Source organism: Massilia timonae CCUG 45783 (genome assembly GCF_000315425.1).
Lineage (GTDB): Bacteria > Pseudomonadota > Gammaproteobacteria > Burkholderiales > Burkholderiaceae_D > Telluria > Telluria timonae.
The window spans coordinates 1,944,366-1,967,247 of sequence record NZ_JH992922.1; the positions used below are offsets into that span (position 1 = coordinate 1,944,366).

23 protein-coding genes and 1 tRNA gene are annotated in these 22,882 nt (G+C 63.3%); 16 read left to right on the forward strand and 8 right to left on the reverse strand.

The features are described 5' to 3' along the window. Positions 1-34: 34 nt before the first annotated feature. From purD to HMPREF9710_RS08285, 3 genes are all read right to left on the reverse strand, one after another. Positions 35-1,300 carry a phosphoribosylamine--glycine ligase gene (gene purD / locus HMPREF9710_RS08275; protein ID WP_005665524.1) on the reverse strand — a complete coding sequence of 422 codons (1,266 nt, stop codon included), beginning with the start codon at positions 1,298-1,300 and terminating at the stop codon, positions 35-37. A gap of 12 nt (positions 1,301-1,312) precedes the next feature. Then, the gene (locus HMPREF9710_RS08280) at positions 1,313-2,038 is read right to left on the reverse strand and encodes a YebC/PmpR family DNA-binding transcriptional regulator (RefSeq protein WP_005665525.1); all 726 of its coding nucleotides are present in this window, start codon (positions 2,036-2,038) and stop codon (positions 1,313-1,315) included. Positions 2,039-2,240: 202 nt separating this feature from the next. Beyond that, positions 2,241-3,068 (reverse strand): DUF2182 domain-containing protein, encoded by an 828-nt coding sequence (locus HMPREF9710_RS08285; RefSeq protein WP_005665526.1) that lies wholly within the window; start codon positions 3,066-3,068, stop codon positions 2,241-2,243. Positions 3,069-3,445: 377 nt separating this feature from the next. Here HMPREF9710_RS08285 and HMPREF9710_RS08290 point away from each other — a divergent pair, with 377 nt between their 5' ends. The 6 genes from HMPREF9710_RS08290 to HMPREF9710_RS08310 all read left to right on the forward strand — a co-directional run bounded on the left by HMPREF9710_RS08290 (position 3,446) and on the right by HMPREF9710_RS08310 (position 8,510). Next, positions 3,446-3,865 carry a methylglyoxal synthase gene (locus HMPREF9710_RS08290; protein WP_051205035.1) on the forward strand — a complete coding sequence of 140 codons (420 nt, stop codon included), beginning with the start codon at positions 3,446-3,448 and terminating at the stop codon, positions 3,863-3,865. A 20-nt stretch (positions 3,866-3,885) separates the two neighbouring features. Beyond that, the gene (locus tag HMPREF9710_RS08295; RefSeq protein WP_005665529.1) at positions 3,886-4,863 is read left to right on the forward strand and encodes a quinone oxidoreductase family protein; all 978 of its coding nucleotides are present in this window, start codon (positions 3,886-3,888) and stop codon (positions 4,861-4,863) included. Continuing rightward, a complete protein-coding gene (locus HMPREF9710_RS28220) occupies positions 4,860-5,021 on the forward strand; it encodes a hypothetical protein (protein WP_005665531.1) in 162 nt (53 codons plus the stop codon). The genes HMPREF9710_RS08295 and HMPREF9710_RS28220 overlap by 4 nt, the downstream gene beginning before the upstream one ends. Beyond that, the gene (locus tag HMPREF9710_RS08300; protein ID WP_005665533.1) at positions 5,021-5,947 is read left to right on the forward strand and encodes a TIGR03571 family LLM class oxidoreductase; all 927 of its coding nucleotides are present in this window, start codon (positions 5,021-5,023) and stop codon (positions 5,945-5,947) included. The genes HMPREF9710_RS28220 and HMPREF9710_RS08300 overlap by 1 nt, the downstream gene beginning before the upstream one ends. A 63-nt stretch (positions 5,948-6,010) precedes the next feature. Then, positions 6,011-7,072 (forward strand): LacI family DNA-binding transcriptional regulator, encoded by a 1,062-nt coding sequence (locus HMPREF9710_RS08305; protein WP_005665535.1) that lies wholly within the window; start codon positions 6,011-6,013, stop codon positions 7,070-7,072. An 85-nt stretch (positions 7,073-7,157) separates the two neighbouring features. After that, positions 7,158-8,510, forward strand: coding sequence for an enolase C-terminal domain-like protein (locus tag HMPREF9710_RS08310; RefSeq protein ID WP_005665537.1), 1,353 nt, complete (start codon positions 7,158-7,160; stop codon positions 8,508-8,510). Between the two features lie 115 nt (positions 8,511-8,625). Here the strand turns inward: HMPREF9710_RS08310 and HMPREF9710_RS08315 are convergent, their stop codons facing one another. Next, positions 8,626-9,273: a DUF4136 domain-containing protein gene (locus HMPREF9710_RS08315; RefSeq protein WP_005665538.1), complete on the reverse strand. Its 648-nt coding sequence runs from the start codon at positions 9,271-9,273 to the stop codon at positions 8,626-8,628. A gap of 185 nt (positions 9,274-9,458) precedes the next feature. Here HMPREF9710_RS08315 and pepN point away from each other — a divergent pair, with 185 nt between their 5' ends. The 4 genes from pepN to HMPREF9710_RS08335 all read left to right on the forward strand — a co-directional run bounded on the left by pepN (position 9,459) and on the right by HMPREF9710_RS08335 (position 14,361). Continuing rightward, positions 9,459-12,116, forward strand: coding sequence for an aminopeptidase N (gene pepN, locus HMPREF9710_RS08320; protein WP_005665540.1), 2,658 nt, complete (start codon positions 9,459-9,461; stop codon positions 12,114-12,116). A gap of 28 nt (positions 12,117-12,144) precedes the next feature. Then, complete coding sequence (locus HMPREF9710_RS08325; RefSeq protein ID WP_005665542.1) at positions 12,145-13,146, forward strand: class 1 fructose-bisphosphatase; 1,002 nt, start codon at positions 12,145-12,147, stop codon at positions 13,144-13,146. 138 nt (positions 13,147-13,284) lie between these two features. After that, a tRNA-Thr gene (locus HMPREF9710_RS08330) sits at positions 13,285-13,360 on the forward strand. A 113-nt stretch (positions 13,361-13,473) separates the two neighbouring features. Then, a complete protein-coding gene (locus HMPREF9710_RS08335) occupies positions 13,474-14,361 on the forward strand; it encodes a DUF6538 domain-containing protein (protein ID WP_005665543.1) in 888 nt (295 codons plus the stop codon). On the opposite strand, the gene HMPREF9710_RS08340 is transcribed toward HMPREF9710_RS08335, so the two are convergent. Further along, positions 14,341-15,675, reverse strand: coding sequence for an IS4 family transposase (locus HMPREF9710_RS08340; protein ID WP_040775003.1), 1,335 nt, complete (start codon positions 15,673-15,675; stop codon positions 14,341-14,343). The genes HMPREF9710_RS08335 and HMPREF9710_RS08340 overlap by 21 nt on opposite strands. A 371-nt stretch (positions 15,676-16,046) precedes the next feature. Between HMPREF9710_RS08340 and istA the strand changes: the two genes are divergently transcribed. The 5 genes from istA to HMPREF9710_RS08365 all read left to right on the forward strand — a co-directional run bounded on the left by istA (position 16,047) and on the right by HMPREF9710_RS08365 (position 20,479). Next, on the forward strand, positions 16,047-17,126 hold the full coding sequence (gene istA / locus HMPREF9710_RS08350; RefSeq protein ID WP_005663623.1) for an IS21 family transposase: 1,080 nt from the start codon (positions 16,047-16,049) through the stop codon (positions 17,124-17,126). Next, positions 17,123-17,908: an IS21-like element helper ATPase IstB gene (istB, locus tag HMPREF9710_RS08355; RefSeq protein WP_005663619.1), complete on the forward strand. Its 786-nt coding sequence runs from the start codon at positions 17,123-17,125 to the stop codon at positions 17,906-17,908. The genes istA and istB overlap by 4 nt, the downstream gene beginning before the upstream one ends. Before the next feature lie 88 nt (positions 17,909-17,996). Then, positions 17,997-18,455: a tyrosine-type recombinase/integrase gene (locus HMPREF9710_RS27025; protein WP_081589867.1), complete on the forward strand. Its 459-nt coding sequence runs from the start codon at positions 17,997-17,999 to the stop codon at positions 18,453-18,455. A gap of 198 nt (positions 18,456-18,653) precedes the next feature. Further along, positions 18,654-18,764, forward strand: coding sequence for a rubredoxin (locus HMPREF9710_RS28905; RefSeq protein ID WP_157225457.1), 111 nt, complete (start codon positions 18,654-18,656; stop codon positions 18,762-18,764). A gap of 465 nt (positions 18,765-19,229) precedes the next feature. Continuing rightward, positions 19,230-20,479, forward strand: a protein-coding gene (locus HMPREF9710_RS08365) for an IS3 family transposase (RefSeq protein WP_229409725.1) whose coding sequence is annotated in 2 segments (ribosomal slippage) — positions 19,230-19,515 and positions 19,515-20,479 — 1,251 coding nt in all. Because the reading frame shifts where the segments join, the coding sequence is not laid out codon by codon here. Here HMPREF9710_RS08365 and HMPREF9710_RS08370 read toward each other — a convergent pair. After that, positions 20,476-21,048: a recombinase family protein gene (locus HMPREF9710_RS08370; protein WP_307159928.1), complete on the reverse strand. Its 573-nt coding sequence runs from the start codon at positions 21,046-21,048 to the stop codon at positions 20,476-20,478. The two genes, HMPREF9710_RS08365 and HMPREF9710_RS08370, sit on opposite strands and share 4 nt — an antisense overlap. A gap of 264 nt (positions 21,049-21,312) precedes the next feature. Here HMPREF9710_RS08370 and HMPREF9710_RS27780 point away from each other — a divergent pair, with 264 nt between their 5' ends. Further along, complete coding sequence (locus tag HMPREF9710_RS27780) at positions 21,313-21,576, forward strand: hypothetical protein (protein ID WP_005665545.1); 264 nt, start codon at positions 21,313-21,315, stop codon at positions 21,574-21,576. Here HMPREF9710_RS27780 and HMPREF9710_RS08375 read toward each other — a convergent pair. Then, positions 21,539-22,516 (reverse strand): IS481 family transposase, encoded by a 978-nt coding sequence (locus HMPREF9710_RS08375; RefSeq protein ID WP_005665546.1) that lies wholly within the window; start codon positions 22,514-22,516, stop codon positions 21,539-21,541. The genes HMPREF9710_RS27780 and HMPREF9710_RS08375 overlap by 38 nt on opposite strands. 129 nt (positions 22,517-22,645) lie before the next feature. Beyond that, a partial coding sequence (locus HMPREF9710_RS28380) for a hypothetical protein (protein WP_218918184.1) occupies positions 22,646-22,882 on the reverse strand: 237 nt, incomplete at its 5' end.

The window sequence follows — 22,882 nt, forward strand, 5'->3', positions numbered from 1 at the left end:
GGGGCAGGCTCGGAAAAGCCTTCTGAGGGCGGCTTTACTTGACGCCGCGCCAGCCAATGTCGCGCCGGTACTGCGCGCCATTGAAGTGGATCCTCTCGACGGTTTCATACGCCTGCTTCTGCGCCATCTTGACGCTGTCGCCCAGGCCCACCACGCACAGCACGCGGCCGCCGCTGGTCTGCAGCTTGCCGTCCACCAGGCGGGTGCCGGCGTGGAAGGTGATGCATTCCGGCGCTTCTTGCGGGATGCCGTCGATGACGTCGCCCTTGCGCGGGCTGTCCGGATAGCCGGCGGCCGCCATCACGACGCCCACGGCGGTGCGGCGGTCCCATTCCAGCTCGACCGTGTCGAGGGTGCCGTTGCAGGCGTGTTCCAGCACGGTCGCGAAGTCGCTCTTCAGGCGCGCCATGATCGGCTGGGTTTCCGGGTCGCCCATGCGGCAGTTGAATTCGAGCGTGCGCGGGTTGCCGTCGCTGTCGATCATCAGGCCGGCGTACAGGAAGCCGGTGAACGGGATGCCGTCGCGCGCCATGCCCTGGATGGTCGGGTTGATAATCTCGCGCATCACGCGCGCATGCATCGACGGCGTCACGATCGGCGCCGGCGAGTAGGCGCCCATGCCGCCCGTGTTCGGGCCCTGGTCGTTGTCCTTCAGGCGCTTGTGGTCCTGGCTGGTGGCCAGCGCCAGCACGTTCTTGCCGTCGCACATGACGATGAAGCTGGCTTCCTCGCCGGCCAGGAATTCTTCGATCACGATGCGGGCGCCGGCGTCGCCGAAGGCGTTATCGGACAGCATGTGGTCGACCGCAGCGTGGGCTTCGTCCAGCGACATCGCGACCACCACGCCCTTGCCGGCCGCCAGGCCGTCGGCCTTGATGACGATCGGCGCGCCGTTGGCGTCGATGTAGGCGTGGGCCGCGGCGGCATCCGAAAACGTTTCGTACTTCGCGGTCGGGATGCCATGGCGGTGCATGAAGGCCTTGGCGAAGTCCTTCGAGCTCTCGAGCTGGGCCGCCTCGCGGGTGGGGCCGAAGATCTTGAGGCCGCGCGAGCGGAACAGGTTGACGATGCCCGCCGCCAGCGGCGCTTCCGGACCGACCAGGGTCAGGGCCACGCCTTCACGCACCACGAAGTCGGCCAGCGCCTCCGGCTCAAGCACGTCGACCGTCACCAGGCGATCGTCGAGCGCGGTGCCGCCGTTGCCGGGCGCGACGAAGACCGTCTGGATGCGTTCCGATTGGGCCAGTTTCCACGCCAGCGCGTGTTCGCGGCCGCCCGAGCCGACTACGAGGATTTTCATATTCGCTACCAATTATTCTTCGATCACGGCGTTGGTGAAGACTTCCTGGACGTCGTCCAGGTTTTCCAGCGCATCGAGGAGTTTCTGCATCTTGACCGCGTCCTCGCCCGTGAACACGGTCTCGGTGGCGGGCTTCATGATGACTTCGGCCACTTCGGCCTTGAAGCCGGCGGCTTCCAGGGCTTCTTTCACGGCGGAGAAGGCGTGCGGATCGCACAGCACCTCGAAGCCGCCTTCTTCGTCGGCCATGACGTCGTCGGCGCCGGCTTCGAGCGCGGCTTCCATCAGTTTGTCTTCGTCGACGCCCGGCGCGAACAGGAACTGGCCGGTGTGCTTGAACATGAAGGCGACCGAGCCTTCGGTGCCCATATTGCCGCCGAATTTGCTGAAGGCGTGGCGCACTTCGGCCACGGTGCGGACACGGTTGTCGGTCAGGCAGTCGACGATGATCGCCGCGCCGCCGATGCCATAGCCTTCGTAGCGCACTTCCTCGTAGTTGACGCCTTCGAGCTCGCCCGAGCCTCGCTGGATCGCGCGGGTGACGTTATCCTTCGGCATATTCGCGTCCGCGGCCTTCTCGACCGCCAGGCGCAGGCGCGGGTTGGAAGCGATGTCGCTCCCGCCCATGCGCGCGGCCACGGTGATCTCCTTGATCAGGCGCGTCCAGATCTTGCCGCGCTTGGCGTCGGTAGCGGCTTTCTTATGCTTGATATTGGCCCATTTGCTGTGTCCAGCCATGTCGAGAATTCCTTAGACGGTATGCAAGAGTGGCCGATATTCTAGCATAGGCCCCCCTTGCAAATTCGTCGCCGGGCACGTCGAAAAACCTGCTGCGCGTTGCATTTTCGGTCTGCGATGCTCGCTGTACTATAGTACAGCTGCGCTTCTCGACCGAAACTGCTGCCGCTCGCGACGGTTTTTCGAGGTGCCCGTTGGAATGTCACGGAAACAACAGTCTGGTTCCCAGGGCGAGCAGCGCCAGGCCGCCCGCACAGGCGATCCAGTGGCCGCCGACGAGGCGGATCTCGGCCAGCACGAACAGGCCGACGACGGCAATCGCGGCCGGGTTGTCCGGGCCGGTGGCCAGCAGCAGGAGCATCAGGAGCCAGCAGCAGCCCAGGCACTGGCGGGCGTGGGCGGCGCCGCGCCAGAACGCCCCGGGCAGACCGTCGCGCCAGCCGGCCAGGATGCCGGGCAGGGGCGCCCGACAGTGCTCCAGGCAGGCATGCTTGGTGGGTGTCCACTGGTAGACGCCGGCCGCCACCATGGCCAGGCCGAGCAGAAGCGGGTGGCGCACGGCGCCGCCGTGGTCGGACTCGTGCAGCGTCCATTGGGCGATCGCGGCCAGCAGCGCGAAACCGGTCCAGGCGCCCAGGTAGCCGAGCACGAACAGGCCGGTGCGCAGGCGCGCCCGCTGGGCCGCATGCTCGCCGGCGAGGCGCGCGAACAGCACCGTGGCGCGACTGGCCAGCGGCAGCATCATGGCCGTGCACAGGCCGGCCCAGGTCAGGAAGACCAGCGCCAGCTGGCCGGCCTGGTAGGCCAGGGTGGGCGCGGCCATGGCTGCGCTGGCCCCACCCGCGCTGGCCGCACCCGCGGTGCGCGCGGCGCCGGCTGCCGCGTCCGCAGCAAGAGGCTGGCTGCTGAGCACCAGGCCGCCCAGCACGAGGCCGGCCCAGCACAGGCTGGCCAGCAGCGATACGACGATCAGGACCAGCAGCACGAATCGGTCGCGGCCAAGCCGTGCTTCGATGTCACTCAGGTTCATTGCGGCGCTCCCGGTGGACCCGTGCGCTCGGTCTTGCAGGTCATGATGGATTCTCCTTTTGGTTGAAATGCATGGGTTCGACCGCGCGCGCGTCAAACCCGTTCGGCGGGCGCGGCCGGATGCGTCTTGACGCCGAGGCCGCCGTCGCCGGATGAGCCCTGGCGATGACGCCAGCGGTGCAACTCCCTTGCCACAGGCGCGATGCTGCACCGCCGCGATCGCCCCGTCGTGACGGCGAACTTCGGCGTTGCCGCCACAGCCTTGCGCCGATCTTGATCTCTTTCAGAACGTCATCGCTCCGTCGGTGGTTTATGTGACCGCGTGGTCGAATGCGGTATTCTTATGAGGTCCCGACCACACCGACCGCCGCCCTCGACATGACCATCACGACCCCGACCGCTGCAGCTCCGAACATGCCTCGCATCGCCCTGATCGCGCACGACAAGAAGAAGGACGACATGATCTCGCTCGCCGCCGAGTACCGCGCCTTCCTGCAGGGCTGCGCCCTGTCGGCCACCGGCACCACCGGCGGGCGCCTGATCAACGAGCTGGGCCTCTCCGTCGAGCGCAAGCATTCGGGGCCGGTCGGCGGCGACCTGCAGATCGGTTCCCTGCTGGTCGACGGCCTGATCGATTGCGTGATCTTCCTGCGCGACCCGATGACGCCGCAGCCGCACGAACCCGACATCAACGCCCTGGTGCGCGCCTGCGACGTGCACAATATCCCGTGCGCGACCAACGTCTCGACCGCGCGCCTGGTGCTGTCGCAACTGATGGGCGTGCGCAGCGCCGTTTGACCCACCTGACAGGAGGAGCCATGCTCGCCAAAGCGATCCGGATCGCCGCCACCGGCGGCCCAGAAGTGATGGAATACGTCGACGTCGAGGCGCCCGCGCCCGGGCCGGGCGAGGCGCGCATCGTCCAGCACGCGATCGGCCTGAACTTCATCGACGTGTATTTCCGCACCGGCCTGTATCCGCAGCCGCTGCCCGGCTTTCTCGGCAAGGAAGGCGCGGGCGTGGTCGAGGCGGTGGGCGAGGGCGTGACCCACGTGCGGCCGGGCGACCGCGTGGCCTATGCCGGCGGTCCGCTGGGCGCCTATGCCAGCGTGCGCACCGTGCCGGCCCGCTTCCTGGTCAAGCTGCCCGACGCGATCGGCTTCGAAACCGCGGCCGCCATGATGCTGCAGGGCCTGACGGTGCAATACCTGCTCCGTCAAACCTACCGGGTCGAGGCCGGCGACACGGTCCTGTTCCACGCCGCGGCCGGCGGCGTCGGCCTGATCGCCTGCCAGTGGGCGCGCGCGCTCGGCGTGCGCCTGATCGGCACCGTGGGCTCGAAGGAAAAAGGCGAGCTGGCGCTGCGCCACGGCGCGGCCCACGTCATCAACTACAACGACGAAGACATCGTGGCGCGCGTGCGCGAGCTCACCGGTGGCGAGGGCGTGCCGGTGGTGTACGACTCGGTGGGCAAGGACACCTTCACCGCTTCGCTCGACTGCCTGCGCCGGCGCGGCCTGATGGTCAGCTTCGGCAACGCCTCGGGCGCGGTGGAGCCGTTCGCGCCAGCCGAGCTGTCCAGGCGCGGCTCGCTGTTCCTGACCCGTCCGACCCTGTTCGACTACATGCACACCCAGGAAGAGCAAGAGGCGATGACGGCCGAGCTGTTCGACATGGTCGCGAGCGGCAAGGTCGAGGTCGGGGTGCGCCAGACCTTTGCCCTGGCCGAGGCAGGCGAGGCGCACCGCGCGCTGGAGGCGCGCCGCACGACCGGTTCGACGGTGTTGTTGCCATGAGGGATACGCGCGACGACGAGCCGCTGCCGCCGTTGCCGCCGTCGGCGCAGCCGTCGGGCGACGGCGCGCCGAAGTTCGGGCGCCTCTTGATCGTGCTGGCGCTGGCCATGCTGCTGGTGGTGGCGCTCACCTTCGGGTCCGAAGCCTATTTCACCTGATGGCTCACTTCAACCGCGCCTACGCGCAGGTCTTCGTTCCCGGCCGCCTGACGGTGGGGTTGATGACGCCCATGGCAGGCAGTCCCGGCGCCCTGGCCGACCTCGCGCTGGCGCAACAGCATGCGCGCCTGGCGGACGTGCTGGGCTTCGCCGCCCTCTGGACCCGGGACGTGCCCCTGATGATCCCGCAGGGCAGCGCCAACGAGACCGCGGCGCTGGACGATCCCTTCCTGTGGCTGGCCGCGCTGGCGGCGGTGACGGAGCGGATCGCGCTCGCCACCGGGGCCGTCGTGCTGCCGCTGCGCCATCCGCTGCACGTGGCCAAGGCGGCCCTGAGCCTGGACCGGATCAGCCATGGCCGCCTGCTGCTGGGCCTGGGTTCGGGCGACCGGCCCGAGGAATTCGCCCGTTTCGGGGCCGACCTGGACACGCGCGACGTGGCCTTCCGCGATCATTGGGAAACCGTGCGCGCCGCGCTCGAACCGGCGCCGGCTGCCGGGGCAGAGGATGGGCAATACCGCGTGCTGCCGCCGCCACACACGCGCATCCCGATGCTCGCGGTGGGCAGCGCGCGCCAGTCGCTGCAGTGGATCGCCGGGCATGCCGATGGCTGGACCAGCTACCACCGCGAGGAAGACCGGCAAAAAGGCCGGATCGCCCTGTGGCACATGGCGCAGGACCAGCGCGCCCCAGGACTGCGCAAGCCCTTTATCCAGTCGGTGCAGCTGGACTTGCTGGACGATCCGGCGGCGCCGCTTGATGCGATCGAACTCGGCCTGCGCACCGGCCGCCATGCGCTGGCCGCGTATCTCGAACGCATGCGCGGACTCGGCGTCGCGCACGTCCTGTTCAACCTGCATCGGGGCGCGCGGCCGGCCGGCGAGGTCCTGCATGAAATAGGGGCGGAGATCCTGCCGCGGATATAGGGCGCGCCCTGCGCGGCGCGGCCGGCATCATCCGCCGCCGGACCCGGATGCTAGAATCGCCTCATGGAAACCCCCGCCAAGAAGGACGCCCCAGCCCATCCCCGCAAGAGCCGCAAGGGCGCCACGCCCACGGTGCGCGACGTTGCGCGCCTGGCCGGGGTGGCTCCGATGAGCGTCTCGCGCGCGCTGAACAATCCCGATTCGGTTTCGCCCGAGATCCTGCAGCGCGTGCGCGAGGTGGTGGACCGGGTGGGCTACGTGCCGAACCTGCTGGCCGGCGGCCTGGCCTCCAAGAAGAGCCGCATGGTGGCGGCCGTGGTGCCGACCATCAGCGGCTCGGTGTTCCTTGAGATGGTGCAGGCGCTCACCGACGGCCTGGCTGCGCGCGGCTACCAGCTGATGCTGGGCCAGGCCGGCTACGAGAACTCGCGCGAGGACGCGCTGCTCGAGGCCATCATCGGACGCCGTCCGGACGGCGTGGTGCTGACCGGGATCATGCGCTCGGAGCAGGGCCGGCGCCGCCTGCTGGCCAGCGGCATCCCGGTGGTCGAGACCTGGGACCTGACCGACAGCCCGATCGACATGCTGGTGGGCTTCTCGCACGAACAGATCGGCAAGGCGGTGGCCGAATACCTGCACGGACGCGGGCGCCGCAAGATTGCCGCCATCAGCGCCGACGACGAGCGCGCGGTACGCCGCAACCGGCAGTTCGCCGACACCGTGCTGACGCTGCAGCCGGGGCTGGGCACGGATCGAAAGGCGGTGCCGACCTGCGTCGTGCCGGCGCCGACCTCGCTCGGCAGCGGTCGCACCGGCCTGCGCGAGCTGCTGGCGCGCGACCCCGGCATCGACGCCGTGTTCTGCAGCTCCGACATGATGGCCCAGGGCGTGCTGCTCGAAGCGTTGGCGCTGGGCATCGAGGTGCCCGGGCAGCTGGCCGTGGTCGGCCTGGGCGACCTGGCGTTCTCGCGCGACCTGCATCCGCCCTTGACCACGGTGCGCATCGACGGCACCGCCATCGGTTCCATCGCCGCCTCGCTGATCATCGACCGCGCCGAAGGTCGGCCAGTGGAGGCGCCGGTGCGCGACGTCGGCTTCGTCATCGTCGAACGCGGCAGCAGCTGAACACTCCTCCAGCGGATTGACCTGGTCATCAAGATACCGGTATCATCGGCTCATCTTGATACCGGTAACATCGCTTTAGGGAAAAATGATGACCATGGAATCTTCGACACTGGGCAGCACGCCAACGATCACCGCGATGCGCGTGGTGCCGGTCGCGGGCCGCGACGGCATGCTGCTCAACCTCAGCGGCGCCCACGCGCCGTGGTTCACCCGTAACCTGGTGATCCTCACCGACAGCAGCGGTCAGCAGGGCGTCGGCGAAGTGCCGGGCGGGGAGAGCATCCGCCAGACACTCGAGGATGCGCGCGCGCTGGTCGTCGGCCAGCCGATCGGCGCCTGGAACGGCGTGCTGCGTTCGATGCGCACGGCGTTCGCCGGACGCGATGCGGGCGGGCGCGGCCAGCAGACCTTCGACCTGCGCGTGACGATCCACGCGGTGGCCGGCGTCGAATGCGCCGTGCTCGACCTGCTGGGCAAGTTCATGGGCGTGCCGGTGGCCGACCTGCTGGGCGAGGGCCGCCAGCGCGACCAGGTCGAGATGCTGGGCTACCTGTTCTACGTGGGCGACCGCAGGGCCACCGACCTGCCGTATGCGAGCGAGCCCGATGCCGACGACGAGTGGCTGCGCCTGCGCCACGAGCCGGCCATGGACGCCGACGCCATCGTGGCCCAGGCGCGCGCCGCGCAGGCGCGCTACGGCTTCAGGAGCTTCAAGCTCAAGGGCGGCGTGCTGCGCGGCGAACAGGAAATCGAGGCGGCGCGCGCGCTCAAGGAAGCCTTCCCGCAGGCTGGCGTCACGCTCGACCCCAACGGCTGCTGGCTGCTGCAGGACGCGATCCGGCTGTGCCGCGACATGAAGGGCGTGCTGGCCTATGCCGAGGACCCGTGCGGACCCGAAGGCGGCTATTCGGGCCGCGAGACGATGGCCGAGTTCCGCCGCGCCACCGGCCTGCGCACCGCCACCAATATGATCGCCACCGACTGGCGCCAGCTGGCGCACGCGGTGCAGCTGGGGGCGGTGGACATCCCGCTGGCCGACCCGCATTTCTGGACCATGCAGGACACCGTGCGCGTGGCGAAGATGTGCGAAGCCTGGGGCCTGACCTGGGGCTCGCATTCGAATAACCACTTCGACATTTCGCTGGCGATGTTCACCCATTGCGCGGCGGCGGCGCCGGGCGACATCACGGCGATCGACACCCACTGGATCTGGCAGGACGGCCAGCACCTGACCCGCAATCCGCTGCGCATCGTGGACGGCATGGTGGCGGTGCCGACCGCGCCGGGACTGGGCGTGGAACTCGACATGGAGGCGGTGGAGGCCGCGCACCAGCGCTATCTGGCGATGGGACTGGGCGGGCGCGACGATGCGGTGGGCATGCAGTACCTCGTCCCGAACTGGAAGTTCGACAGCAAGAAGCCGTGCATGGTGCGCTGACCCGTTGTCTCCCATTGACCCGTCACGCGGCGCGCGTGACGGGTCTTTTTTCATCCTGCGTTCCCATGAAAAAAGCCGGGCAATGCCCGGCTCCATGAGCGGCGAACGGCGCCGGTCAGCCCTTCGGTTCCTGCGTCACCTCGACCCGCCGCGCCACGCCCGACGGCCCCGGGAAGCCCTCGAAGGCGCTGTGCACCAGCGCCGGCATGATCTCCGGCGTCGACATATTGCGGCTGGTGTTGTGCACCGTGACGTCGAACAAACGCTTGCCGTCGCGCGCCGACTTGATCGACACCTGCAGCTCGCGCCGGTAGTGGTGCTCGACCGAGGTCTGGTAGGCCGGATACGGACCCCAGAACGGATCGTAGAACGGGCTGTACCAGCCGCCCCAGTAGCGGCGGTGGAAGCCGCGGTAGCCGTAGCCGAAGCGCGCGCTCGGATAGAAATACGGCGTCATGATCGGCTCCAGCACGCGCACCGGCAGGTCGGTGGTGGTGAAGCGCATCGCCACCGTCAGCGCCGGCGTGGCGCCCTCGGCGTCGCGGAAGCCCTGGCGCGCCAGCTGGGCGCGCACCAGTTCCTGGTAGCTGCGCCATTCCAGCGTGTCGTCCTGCGGCGCCGGCACCTCGAAGACATAGCTCTTGTCTTCCATCTGGGCCGGCCATTGGTGGAAGGTCGTGACGTCGCTGCGGATGGTGGTCGCGCAACCGCCCAGGAGCAGCGCAAGCGCCGTGCCGGCGGCGACCATGATGAGGCGTTTCATACCAATCTCCAAAATATTTATGCGGAATTTCCCCGATGATCAAGCTTACCGCTTGTTCAAAATCAATGAACCGGTTTTTACACCCCGTTACCGTACATACACTGCGATACATGGAATCGTACGAAGCGCCGGAAAAGCTTGTTGGTAAAATAAGCACTTCTCCACTGTGTTCTTGGACTCTTCCTATGCGCACCGATACGCCCCAGACCGTTTACCGGAAAGACTATACCCCGCCGACTTACCTTGTGGATACTGTCGAGCTCGGCTTCGACCTGGATCCCGCGCGCACGGTCGTGGCCAACCGCCTGACCTTGCGTCGCAACCCGGCGGCCAGCGGGCGCGCCATCGAACTGCATGGCGAGGACATCGAACTGGTGGCGCTGCGCCTGAACGGCAAGGCCCTGGTCGGGGCTGACTATACGCTGGCAAACAATCTCCTGGTCATCCACGAGGCGCCCGACGAGGTGGTGCTCGAGATCGAATCGGTCTGCGTGCCCGAGCAGAACACGACGCTCAGCGGCTTGTATGTATCGAATGGCAACTTCTTCACCCAGTGCGAGGCCGAAGGCTTCCGCCGCATCACCTATTTCCCGGACCGCCCTGACGTGATGGCCAAGTACACCGTGATGCTGCGCGCCGACAAGGCGCGCTATCCGGTGCTGCTGTCGAACGGCAACCTGATCCAGGAAGGCGACCTCGACGACGGGCGTCACTATGCGCTGTGGGAAGACCCGTTCAAGAAGCCCTCTTACCTGTTCGCGCTGGTGGCCGCCAGGCTGGTGTGCCAGGAAGAGACCTTCCGCCTGGCCGACGGCCGCGACGCGCTGCTGCAGGTGTGGGTCGAAGACGGCAACCTGGACAAGACCGACTATGCGATGCAGTCGCTCAAGCACAGCATCCGCTGGGACGAGGAAAAATACGGCCTCGAGCTCGACCTGGACCGCTTCATGATCGTCGCCACCAGCGACTTCAACATGGGCGCGATGGAGAACAAGGGCCTGAACATCTTCAACACCAAGTTCGTGCTGGCCAACCCGCGGGTGGCCACCGACGTCGACTTCCAGGGCATCGAGGCGGTGGTAGCGCACGAATACTTCCACAACTGGACCGGCAACCGCGTGACCTGCCGCGACTGGTTCCAGCTGTCGCTGAAAGAAGGCCTGACGGTGTTCCGCGACCAGGAATTCACGGCCGACATGATCGGCACCGACACCGGCCGCGCCGTGACCCGCATCGACCAGGTGCGCACGCTGCGCCAGCACCAGTTCCCCGAGGATGCCGGCCCGATGGCGCACCCGGTGCGTCCCGACTCCTTCGTCGAGATCAACAATTTTTATACGGTGACGGTGTACGAGAAGGGCGCCGAAGTGGTGCGCATGTACCACACCCTGTTCGGCGAGGAAGGCTTCCGCAAGGGCATGGACCTGTACTTCGCGCGCCATGACGAGCAGGCGGTCGAGTGCGACGATTTCCGGCGCGCGATGGCCGACGCCAACGGCCGCGACCTGACCCAGTTCGAACGCTGGTACAGCCAGGCCGGCACGCCGGTGCTGCGCTTCGAGGGCCGCTGGGACGAGGCCGTCCACACCTACACGCTCAAGCTGATCCAGTCCTGCCCGCCGACGCCGGGACAGCCAGAGAAACTGCCGTTCCACATCCCGGTCGCGGTCGGCCTGCTCGACGCCGCCGGCAACGACATGCGCCTGGTCGAGGGCGGCGTCGACCGCGGCACGACGGCGGTGCTCGAGCTGACCCAGGCCGAGCAGACCTTCGTTTTCACCGACGTGAAGGAGCAGCCGGTGGCGTCGGTGCTGCGCAACTTCTCGGCGCCGGTGATCCTGCAGGGCAGCTATACCGATGCCGACCTGCTGCACCTGTTCAGCCATGACAGCGACCCGGTCAACCGCTGGGAAGCGGGCCAGCGCCTGGCCATGAGCCGCCTGCTCAAGCTGACCGGCGAGGCCGCGGCCAAGGGCAATAGCGGCGCCAGCCTGAACCTGGACGAGACCTTCATCGAGGCGATGCGCAAGGTCCTGGTCGACGAGACCCTCGACCCGGCCTTCCGCGAACAGGCGCTGCTGCTGCCGTCCGAGAGCATGGTGGCCGAGCAGATCGACGGCGTCGACCCGCTGGCCGTGCACATCGCGCGCCAGTTCATCCGCGCCGACATCGGCGCGCGCCTGCGCGCCGAGCTGCTGGCGCAGTACGAAGCCAACCTGACGCCGGGGCCGTACAGCCCGGACGCGGCGTCCGCCGGCAAGCGCGCGCTCAAGAACATCGCGTTGTCCTACCTGAACGCGGCGCCCGACGATGAGAGCGTGGCGCTGGCCCAGCGCCAGTTCGACGAAGCCGACAACATGACCGACCGCGCCGCCGCGCTGGGCGCGCTGATCGCATCGCGCGTGCCGGAAGCCGCCGACGCGCTGGACGCGTTCTACCAGGAGTTCCAGAACGAGGCCCTGGTGGTGGACAAGTGGTTCATGATGCAGGCTGCGGCGCCGACCACCGACGTGGCGGCCGTGCGTGCGCTGATGCGCCATCCGGCCTTCACCCTGCGCAACCCGAACCGCGCGCGCAGCCTGGTGGCCGCCTTCTGCATGAACAATCCGGTGCAGTTCCACGCGCCGGACGGCAGCGGCTACGCCTTCTGGGCCGAGCAGGTGATCGCGCTCGACGCGCTCAACCCGCAGGTCGCGAGCCGCCTGGCGCGCGCCATGGACCGCTGGCGCCGTTACGCGCCGGCGCTGCAGGAGCAGATGCAGGCCGCGCTGCAGCGGGTGGCGGGGCAGGGCAAGCTGTCGAACGACGTGCGCGAAGTGGTCACCAAGGCGCTCGCCAATTAAAAGAATTCACACCCAACCTGAGGAAGTCATGAAACGCGTAAGTCTGACGCAATACCTGGTCGAAGAGCAGCGCCTGCACCAGAACATCAACGCCGAGCTGCGCCTGCTGATCGAGGTCGTCGCCCGCGCCTGCAAGCGCATCAGCTATTCGGTGAGCAAGGGCGCGCTGGGCGAAGTGCTGGGCAGCGCCGAGACCGAGAACATCCAGGGCGAAGTCCAGAAGAAGCTGGACGTGATCTCGAACGAGATCCTGCTGGAAGCGAACGAGTGGGGCGGCCACCTGGCGGCGATGGCGTCCGAAGAGATGGAAACCATCCGCCAGATCCCGAGCCGCTATCCAAAGGGCGAATTCCTGCTGCTGTTCGACCCGCTGGACGGCTCGTCGAACATCGACGTCAACGTCTCGATCGGCACCATCTTCTCGGTGCTGAAGGCGCCGGAAGGCATGACCCAGCCGACCGAGCAGGACTTCCTGCAGCCCGGCACCGCCCAGGTGGCGGCCGGCTATGCGGTCTACGGCCCGCAGACCATGCTGGTGCTCACCACCGGCAACGGCGTGCACTGCTTCACCCTGGACCGCGAGATGGGTTCGTGGGTGCTGACCCAGAGCGACATGCAGATCCCGGTCTCGACCAAGGAATTCGCCATCAATATGTCGAATAAACGCCACTGGCATCCGCCGGTGCAGCGCTACGTGGACGAGCTGCTGGCCGGCAGCACCGGCCCGCGCGGCAAGGATTTCAATATGCGCTGGATCGCCTCGATGGTGGCCGACGTGCACCGCATCCTGAACCGCGGCGGCGTCTTCATGTATCCGGCCGACCTGCGCGACCCGCAATCGCCGGGCAAGCTGCGTCTGATGTACGAGGCCAACCCGATGGCGATGATCGTCGAACAGGCCGGCGGCGCCGCCACCGACGGCCAGGGCCGCATCATGGACATCCCGCCGACCAAGCTGCACCAGCGCGTGCCGGTGTTCCTGGGCTCGAAGGAAGAAGTCGCGGTGGTGACGGGCTATCACCAGGGCTGAATTCCCTGTTTTTGGCCGATAATGCGGCACGCTAGCGATACACACTAGCAAGTTTGCCGCATTATTTGCTAGAATATGGTTCTTTCGTCACGGCGACTCGTTGTCGTGCGCCGAAAGGCAAGGCGAAGCACAGGTTTCGCCGCTGTAGCTCAGTCGGTAGAGCAGCGCATTCGTAATGCGAAGGTCACCAGTTCGATTCCGGTCAGCGGCACCAGTTTTACCTCCCTAAGTCTCTATAAGTCATTGATTTAATAGGAACTTAGGGATTCTTCTCAGTGCGAGTGGTATCACAAATGGGTATCACACCCGTATCGCTCATGCTGACACATGCCCCTATTTTCTCTCTCCCCAATCGTGTCCCTCAAGTTGAAACACATCTGGAAGAAGCCCAACAGTTCCCTTCTGTACTACCGCCGCCGCATCCCTGAGGACCTCAAGTCCTTGTTGGAAGCAACGGGTTCCGAATGGGCAGGTAAATCGCAAATCGTAATTAGCCTTCAAACCTCCGACCCTAAGACCGCAGCGCCTAAGATTGCCAAGCTGACCGCACAGCACGACAAGGAGTGGAAAGAGTTGCGTAATCCTTCCAAGGCCGGGACGTTGGCACAGGCAGAGTCGCTGCTTCGGAATAGGGGCATTGACCCTGCTGCGCCTAATGAGGACGAACAGGCACTAAGCCACTTTTTCGACATTGTTGAGGACAGTCTACCCCGTAGGGTTAAAGACAACCTGCAAGAAGCCTACGAAGAGGATCACCCGACCAATCTCAAGCGGGATATTGACCCATATCTGCCCCCTACGGTGGCTATGGCGCTGCAAATCGTTCAAGGCCGCCGGGAATTCACCTTGAGCGACTGCCTTGACCAGTACCTTGCCTCCCGTTCTGAAAAAACCGCCAAGACGGCGAAGATTGCCTTTGGCTACCTGAGGGATTTCTTCAAGGAAGATCGTGGGCTTGCTGGGATTCGTCGTCAAGAAGTGAACGAATTTGTGAAGTGGTTGCTTGCTGGTAACCACAACAAGGCCGGTAAGCCAGTCGCCACGACGACGGTTGCACGTTACCTGAACAGCATCATTGCTGCGGTTGGGCGTGCTATTAGGGAAAACGAACTCAAAATCGATAACCAGTTTTCCAATGTTGAGATTCCCAATGCCGGTAAGGACGCTCAAGAGCACCTCGTTATACACAACTCGTCAGTCTCCAAGTTCGCGTAGTGCTTGAAGGGTGAGAGCTGAGGCGCGCACGTCGCGCAGCCCTTCCCAGAGGGTCTTGGCACCAGGTTCGCCATCACCTTTTCGGCCCAAGAAGCCGCCCGCGCGGGCGATCAAGCGTATTACTTCGTTTAACGCCGGGTTGGGCTGGGGGCGTAATTTGTTGAGCAAGTAGGCGCCGCGTATCTCATCGGGATCAAAGAACAAGTGGGCATCCAGGTTCGGGCAGGTACGGCCCATGCGTACCAGATAGGCAATGCGCCAGGCTACGACCAAGTACAGCGCCAGTGCGCGCTCGATGCGCTCGATCGTGCCCAGCTGAAGTTCCTCGACCTTGCAGCCGTTCTTGAGCACATTGAACAGCATTTCAATTTCCCAGCGGGCGCGATACCAGTCGATCAATTCGGCCACCTCGGCCGCGCTGGTGGCGACCCGGTTCGTCAGCAGGCGCCATTCGATCGGCTTGACGCCGGCCGGAGCGCCGTGTTCACGCGCCACGATGCATGTGGCGGTCACCACCTTGCCCTTGCCCGCGTTCAGTTCGACCCGGCGTGCCCACAGCTGCTGGCGCACGATGCGCGCCTTGGCGCCCGGCCGCGCGGCCAGCGCGAACTCGATTTCCCCCAGCGGCGCGCCTTCCGTGGCATGCGGCCACAGCTTCTCGCTGTTGGGCAAGCAGCGGTTGTGCGCGGCGCGCACCAGCCAGTCCACCGGGCAGTCGAGCTGCTGCGCCCGCGCCATCAAGGGCAGCATGTCCGCCTCGCGGTCGGCCACATACACCAAGCGCGTGGCGGGCAGGCGCGGTGCCAGTTCCGCCAGTCTTTCGTAGCCTTCGATCCAGCGCAGGCTTTCCTTGGGGCCGCCGCGCTGGCCGTTGGTGTCGCGCAGCGCGCGCGCCCACATCCACACGTCCAGGATCCCCAGCGGCTCGCGCGCCGTCGTCACCGCGTAGGTGGGGTGGACGTACATGCCGCGCTGCGCTTCATAGCTGAGCGGTCCGAGGCCGCGCGCCTGCTGTCCGTTAAAGTCCAGTTCGGTCGTGTCCTGCAGACACAGCACCACCGACTGCTCGGCCATTCGCTGTTCCGTTTGCTGCCAGTGCGGCTCCAGGATTGCCCGCCAGTCGACGCCGTCATTGTCGAAGAAGCGATACGCGGCCATCGTCTCACCCCAGCCGTTACAGGCCTTTGGCACGCTCGCCGTCGGTGCCCCCGCCATTGTTTCCATCAGTGTCCTCGCTCGCCGGTTCAGGCGCGCGTCGCCCAGGTCGAGTTGCTCAAACTCCGAATCGGTCCATCCCTTCGATTTGCTCGCCAATTGCGCCACGCAAAAGACGAGAGTAAACGCGATTTTGCAAAGGTTTACAAGGGCGCTGGCAAGTCATTGAAAGTAAACGGGATTTTCAGCCGGCGTGGTGAGGCTGGCGGACTTGTGTATAACGAGGTGGCTCAAGAGCGCCTTCCGTTTGAGTTGATCCAGTTGAAGTCCCTGCATCGCGCCGTGGACGAATGGGTCGCTACTAAAAAGGGTTGGGATCAACCCCGCTGTATCGTTACGATCTTGGCCGAGACCGGCTGTAGGTTGGCGGAAGTCACGGGCTTGGTGTCAGCAGCGGTTGTAAACTGATACAGGCAGCGATTGAAAACTGATACACCATTTTGAGAAGATGGCCGCTTTGCGGAGCGGCCTTGAAACCCAAAGAGGTGTACGTGGAAATCCAACTACTGAAGAAGCATGGGTTAAGCCTTCGGCAGATCGCCGCCGAGGTAGGCTGTGCAGTGAACACGGTGCGCCGGCACCTGGCCCTGGAGGCCGTGCCGAAGTACGAACGCAAAGTCAAACGCCAGACGAAGCTGGCGCAGTTCGAGCAGTACCTGAGGGATCGGCAGCAAGCTGCTCAGCCCGACGTGATTCCAGCCACCGTGCTGTACCGCGAGATTGCCGCGCGCGGCTACGAGGGCGGCATGAGCCAGTTGAGGGCCTTCGTGCGCACCTTGCGCCCGGCGCCTCCCGCCGATCCGGTGGTGCGTTTCGAGACGGCGATGGGTGAGCAGCTGCAGGTGGACTGGGTCGAATTTCGTAAAGGCAGCGCGCCATTGCACGCGTTCTGCGCGACGCTCGGCTTTAGCCGGGCCAGCTACGTGGAGTTCGTCAACAACATGAAGGTGGATACCCTGATCGCCTGCCACGAGCGCGCCTTTGCAGCGTTCGGCGGCGTGACGCGGCGGGTCCTGTACGACAATATGAAGACGGTGGTACTGGAGCGCGATGCGTACGGTGAGGGCGAGCACCGCTTCCACGCCGGCTTCCTGGACTATGCCAGGCATAGCGGCTTCGTGATCAAGCTGTGCCAGCCGTACCGGGCCAAGACCAAGGGTAAGGTCGAGCGGTTCAACGGCTACCTGCGCCGATCGTTCTATGTGCCGCTGGCGAGCCGGCTGGCACAGAGCGGCCAGAAGCTCGACGTCGTGACGGCCAACGTCGAGGTGGCCCACTGGCTGCGCGAAGTGGCCAATGCGCGCATCCACGGCACGACCGGAGAACCGCCAGCCGAAGCCTTGAAGCGGGAAGTGGAGCACCTGCAAGCGCTGCCGGCACCGTGGCGGGCGGACATCGCGGCAGCCAGGCCGCAGCCGGCTGCTGCAGCACCTGCGGCGCCGCGGCCGGCAGCAGTGGTGGAGCGGATCGCGCAACCTTCTCCGGTACAGCATCCGTTGCAGGTGTATGACGCGCTGCTGGTGCGGGTATCGGAAGGGGTGGCGGCATGAACCTGCAGCATGAGCGTATCGCGGCGTTGTGCGAGAGCCTGAACCTGCCGTTCGTGGCACAGGGCTACGGCGCCGCAACCCAGAAAGCAGCGAAACAGGAGATGGCCTACAGCGACTTCCTGGAGGGGCTGCTGAGGGAGGAAGCAGCTGGGCGCAACGTGCGCAAGCAAAACACGATGACCCGTCTGGCAGGATTCCCCGTGGTGAAGACGCTGGACGAATTTAACTATGACTTCGCCAAAGGCGTAAAGCGCAGCCAAGTCGAGGAGCTGGCCGGCCTGGGATTCGTCGAGCGGCATGAGAACGTGGTACTGGTCGGGCCGAGCGGTGTAGGCAAAACGCACCTGGCGATGGCACTGGGTTACAAGGCCACGCAGGCCGGCATCAAGACGCGCTTCACGACGGCGGCCGACCTCATGCTGGCACTGACGACGGCGCATACGCAGAACAATTTGAAAGCGGTGATGCACCGCGCGATCAAGGCATATCGGCTCTTGATCATCGACGAGATAGGTTACTTGCCGATGAACCGGGAACAGGCCAACCTGTTCTTCCAGGTGATCGCGGCCTTGTATGAGCGCAGCAGCCTGATCGTGACCAGTAACCTGCCGTTCGGACAATGGGACACGACCTTTGCGCAGGATACGACGCTCACCGCGGCCCTGCTCGACCGGCTGCTGCACCATGCGCATATCGTGCCGATTGCAGGTGAGAGCTACCGGCTGAAGCACCAGCGACAGGCCGGGATGATGAGGGGGAGCGATGTTGCAGAAATGGGCTGAACACGGACGGTGTTCGGCGACGGCGGTGTATCAGTTTTAAATCGCTGGGACGACGAAATCTGTATCAGTTTTCAATCGCCGTTGACACTTGGCATCCACCGATATCTATCTTGATGCCGAGACCCCTTACATTGACCTCAAAGAACATCCATGGCGTTCCTTGAAGAACGATAAGGGAAGCGTTCGTAAGGTTCCGTTGACGCCTAGGGCTGTGGAAGCGATTAAAGCCGCTCAAGCCATCAACAACGGTTCCGAGTTCCTGTTCCCTAGATACACGACGGCCGTCCAGTGCAACATCAACTCGGTCTCGGCAACCCTGATTAAGTGGGTTCGTAGTCGTGAAGGTCTTAAAAACGCGCAGGTGGATAATCATAGCCTGCGTCATTCAATGAAAGACCTGCTGCGGGCTGTCCAATGCCCTGATTCCATCCAAGATCAATTCCTTGGTCACACGGCGAAGGGAACGGGTGGTAAGTATGGCCAAGGATATACCTTGGACGTTTTGGCTGCGTGGGTCAATAAGGCTGTGGCCCCTGTGTGGGTCTAAAACGCCGTAGGAAGCCGTATAGGCTGTTTTTACGCGCAGTCCTTAGGTTGGTTGCCATTGCCCCTTAAAACGCCGTATGAGGGCTTTACGGTCGCCCTAGGGATGCCCATGCTCAGGTTATACCAATGCATGAGCGGCAAAGCCTTCAGGATGGCTGAGAGGCCGCATACGGCGTTTTAGGCTTCACCTGTAGGGTTGTTGCCTATTTCCGCATCAAACGCCTCTACGGCCTTCTACGGGCTTCCCAAGGGGTGGTATTGTCCCCACTGTAGGGGAGAAAAAAACACCAATCAGGATCACTGCACCTGACTGGTAAGGAAGACTACATGTCCCGGTAAGGGAAAACTGTCCCTCCGTAGGGGAGACCATCATTCCTATAGATACCTAAAGATTACATTAGGTCGGCATAGGTAGACTGTAAGTAGAAATCATAGGAAAAAGACCATTAGGTTATTTCCTTTTGGATTGCACTACAGAGGATACTTAGCCACCTTTAGCCTTTGGAGTATCTTTAGAATCCTTAGGTATGCCCCCAAACCCCCATAACGTACTGACCTGTTCTCTATAGGTGTGGATTTTAGCTTTCCCCTATGAGACTTAAGGTCAATATCGCTTCAAAACAGACCATTCCTGACCACCCTATATACACGATGTATTTACAAGGGGAGCAAGGATCGTTACGCCGTCCTTTCACGCCTTAAGCATCCTGTAGTATAGTGGACCCCGAATCTGAGACGGTGGTTTAAGCTGTCGTCCGCGAAAGGATGACAGCGAATGAGTGAAGGTAAAAAACGCAGGGTGCACAGCGCCGAGTTCAAGGCCAAGGTTGGGTTGGAAGCGGTGCGTGGGGTGAAGACGGTGACGGAGATTGCGCAGGAATTCGGCGTGCATCCAGTACTGGTGGGCCAGTGGAAGAAGGAGATCCTGGAGAACGCCGGCGCCCTGTTCGACGTCAAGCGCGGGCCGAAGCCGGTGGACGAAAGCAGCCCGGAGGACAAGCTGTACAGCGAGATCGGCAAGCTGAAGATGCAGGTGGATTGGCTCAAAAAAAAGCTTGGGGAATGAGTCCGGCCGAGCGGGCACGGTGGATCGAGCGCGAGGACAAGATACCGCTGACGATGCAGTGCGAGCTGGCCGGCGTGCCGCGTTCGACCGTGTATCGGCGGCTGGAGGCGGCGGCCCGACAGGAATGCATCGAGGAGGAGGACGGCCAGCTGCGCGCCCTGATCGACGAGGAGTACACCAGCCGCCCGTTCTACGGCAGCCGGCGCATGGCGGTCTTCCTGCGAGGCCGAGAGCACCGCGTCAACCGCAAGCGCGTGCAGCGCCTGATGCGGGAAATGGGCTTGGCGGGCATGGCGCCGGGGCCGTCCACGAGCAAGCCGCACCCGCAGCACAAGGTCTATCCCTATCTGCTGCGCGGGGTGGCGGTCACGCGGCCGAACCAGGTGTGGAGTACGGACCTGACGTACATTCGGCTGGCGCGCGGCTTTGCCTACCTGGTGGCGGTCATCGATTGGTACTCGCGTCGTGTGCTGGCCTGGCGCATCAGCAACAGCATGGACGCGTCGTTCTGCGTGGACTGTCTGGAGGAGGCATTGCGCCACCACGGCAAGCCCGAGGTATTCAACAGCGACCAGGGCTCGCAGTTCACCAGTGACGCCTTTACCAGCGTGCTCAAGCGCGAAGGCGTGGCCATCAGCATGGATGGGCGAGGACGGGCGCTGGACAACATCTTCGTCGAGCGCCTGTGGCGCAACGTGAAGTACGAGGACGTGTACCTGAAGGGCTACGCCAACATGGCCGAGCTGACAGTCGGCCTGGCACAGTACTTCGCGTTTTACAACGCCGAGCGTCCACACCAGGCGCTGGGCTACGAGACGCCAGATCATGTCTACCGTGCCGGTGTTGGAGGAGGTGCGTTGATCGTCGACAAGTTCGGCGACGCGGACCAAGAGCCGGAGAAAAACGGCGGAACGGGGCAGCGCCGGGCAGCTGCTGAAGTGGAAATGGACACAGCTTAAACTAGCCGGCTGAGTGTCTTGACTGATGGGTCCACTTTATAGATACTCGCAACACCGATACCAAGCTGCTTTGCTACAGCTTCCTTGGTTGCCCCTGAGGCCAACAAAGCCAGCACATCGGCTTTCTTAGCCAGTGCGGTAGGTTTCCTGCCCTTATACTTGCCCTCAGCCTTTGCCTTGGCTACGCCTTCCTTCTGACGTTCAAGCATGATTTCCCGCTCAAACTGGCCTACAGCACCAAGCATGGTAAGCATCAGTTTCCCGGTAGGCGTGGAAGTATCCAGACCAAAGTTCAACACCTTGAGCGATACGCCTTTGGCTTCCAACCGCTCCGCAATCTCAAGCAAGTGTTGCGTGTTCCTCGCCAGCCTATCGAGCTTCGTTACCATGAACACATCGCCTGACCTAGCAAAACTGATAGCTTGCTCAAGCTGCACCCGCTCGGCTACTGAGGACACCTGTTCCTGGAAGACCCGTTCGCATCCCTCAGCCATCAGCGCCGACACTTGAGCATCAAACCCTGCTACCTGTTCCACAGTGGAAGTCCTAGCGTATCCGATCAACATCATTGTTCTCTATCAAATGATCTTTAGATGTAGTGATAATACCCTATCAAAATTCTGATGGCAATCCTATCGGTAGGAAATATTGATACAGAATCACACTCTCGCTAGGGCAGGGTCTAGTGAGAGAAATTTAACCTTATGGGCACTTAGGGGTACTTGAGTAAATTGCCGTTGAGTTGACAAAGCTCGGTCAACTCCGTAAGAAGGATGACTAAATGGTTCTGAAGACTTACATAGAACCCTAAAACACAGCCTAGGACCGTGAAAATGAACAAGGAAGTTCCACACTCGGACTACGATGCGCATCCGGAAACCGTAGATGATGACGAACTGAACGCCTACCTTGGCGGAATTGCAGAGGAAATAGGTTGGGTCATCATCTGTTTCAATTCGCTAGAGGACACGATCAGCAACTATCTACGAGAAATGATGCTGCGCGATCCCTATCAGGACGAACGGCTTGACGTATTCCTGGCTGAGATGGGCTACATGGCTAAATGTCAAGTCCCGCCTGTTCATAAACCCGTTTGACAAATAATTCGGGGCGCTTTTTCTGCCATTCTTTGAGCGCCAGAATTGGTGTTTTGCTGTCGATGGCGCGTTGCGGAATATGATGGTTGTAGAGCTTCAAGTAGTTCATCAAGGTCGCCTCCAGATCAGCCCTGCTGTCGAAACGGGTTTGCTGTAGCAGTTCGTTGATTCGTCCGTTGAAGCGCTCTACCATGCCATTCGTTTGCGGGTGCCGTGGCGGTGCCAGGCGATGCTCTGCCGGCAGTGCGGTACAAGCCACATCGAAGGCATGGTTGCCGCTCGGCTTCTTGTCCTTGGTAGCGAAGCGGTCAGTGAACTGAGAGCCGTTATCTGTCAGTATCTTGCTGATCTTGATCGGTGAAGCAAGCTTGAGCCGACGCAGGAAATCGACGCTGCTCTTGTCCGTCATGTCGCCATAGATGTGCATGAAAACCCATCGCGTGGCCCGGTCGATCGCGACGAACAGATAGCGACGCGAGGTTTCGTCAGGCATCTGGGGCAAGTATTTGATATCGATGTGAACGAAGCCTGGTTCGTAATCCTTGAACGTCTTTTTCGGCGCGATCGTTTCGCCTTCAGCTTTCGGGATGACATCTTCAAGACGTGACATGCCCTCGCGCTTCAAAAGGCGGGCAAGACCTGAGCGAGAGACGTCAGGATTGATGTACTGCTTGGTGACGAAGAGAAGATCGTCCAATGGCAAATAAAGCGACTGGCGCAGCGCAAGCACGATCGCTTCCTGCGCTGCGCTCAGGGTGGTCTTGAGGACATGGGCACGGTGGGAACGGTCCTGTACATCATCACGCTTGAGCCACTTCTTGGCGGTAGCCCGGCTGACATTGAAGACCTTGGCCGCCTGGCGATCTGACAGGCCCGAGTCCTTGATCTCTTGGCGCGTTTTCGGTGTAGTTCGGGCTTGCGGGTGAATGCGTGAACTCATGCTGCAAATTGCTCCTGGTGCTTTGAAATTCCGGGATTGCTGAACCCAGCAATCAACTCGTTCAGCATAGCCTTTGCTCGGAATAAAGGCCAGCTACGACGAGGAATATGATCGCACGGCACTAAACAGCTAAAGCCCGCGCTTTAATGCACCTCTATGGTCAAGCAGTTGCGCATGGGGCTGCCCATTTACCCGAAGGTGAGATTGTGGAACTTGAAAAGGACTTGAGCTTAGCTGCGACGATACGCAACGGATATGCTCATGCTGATTGGTCGAGCCTGTCAGAATTTCTGTGTGGAACGGGGTCATGAAATAATCCCGAAAGGACTGTTCCATGACCGAAGTGATGACCACCAAGAAGCCCAA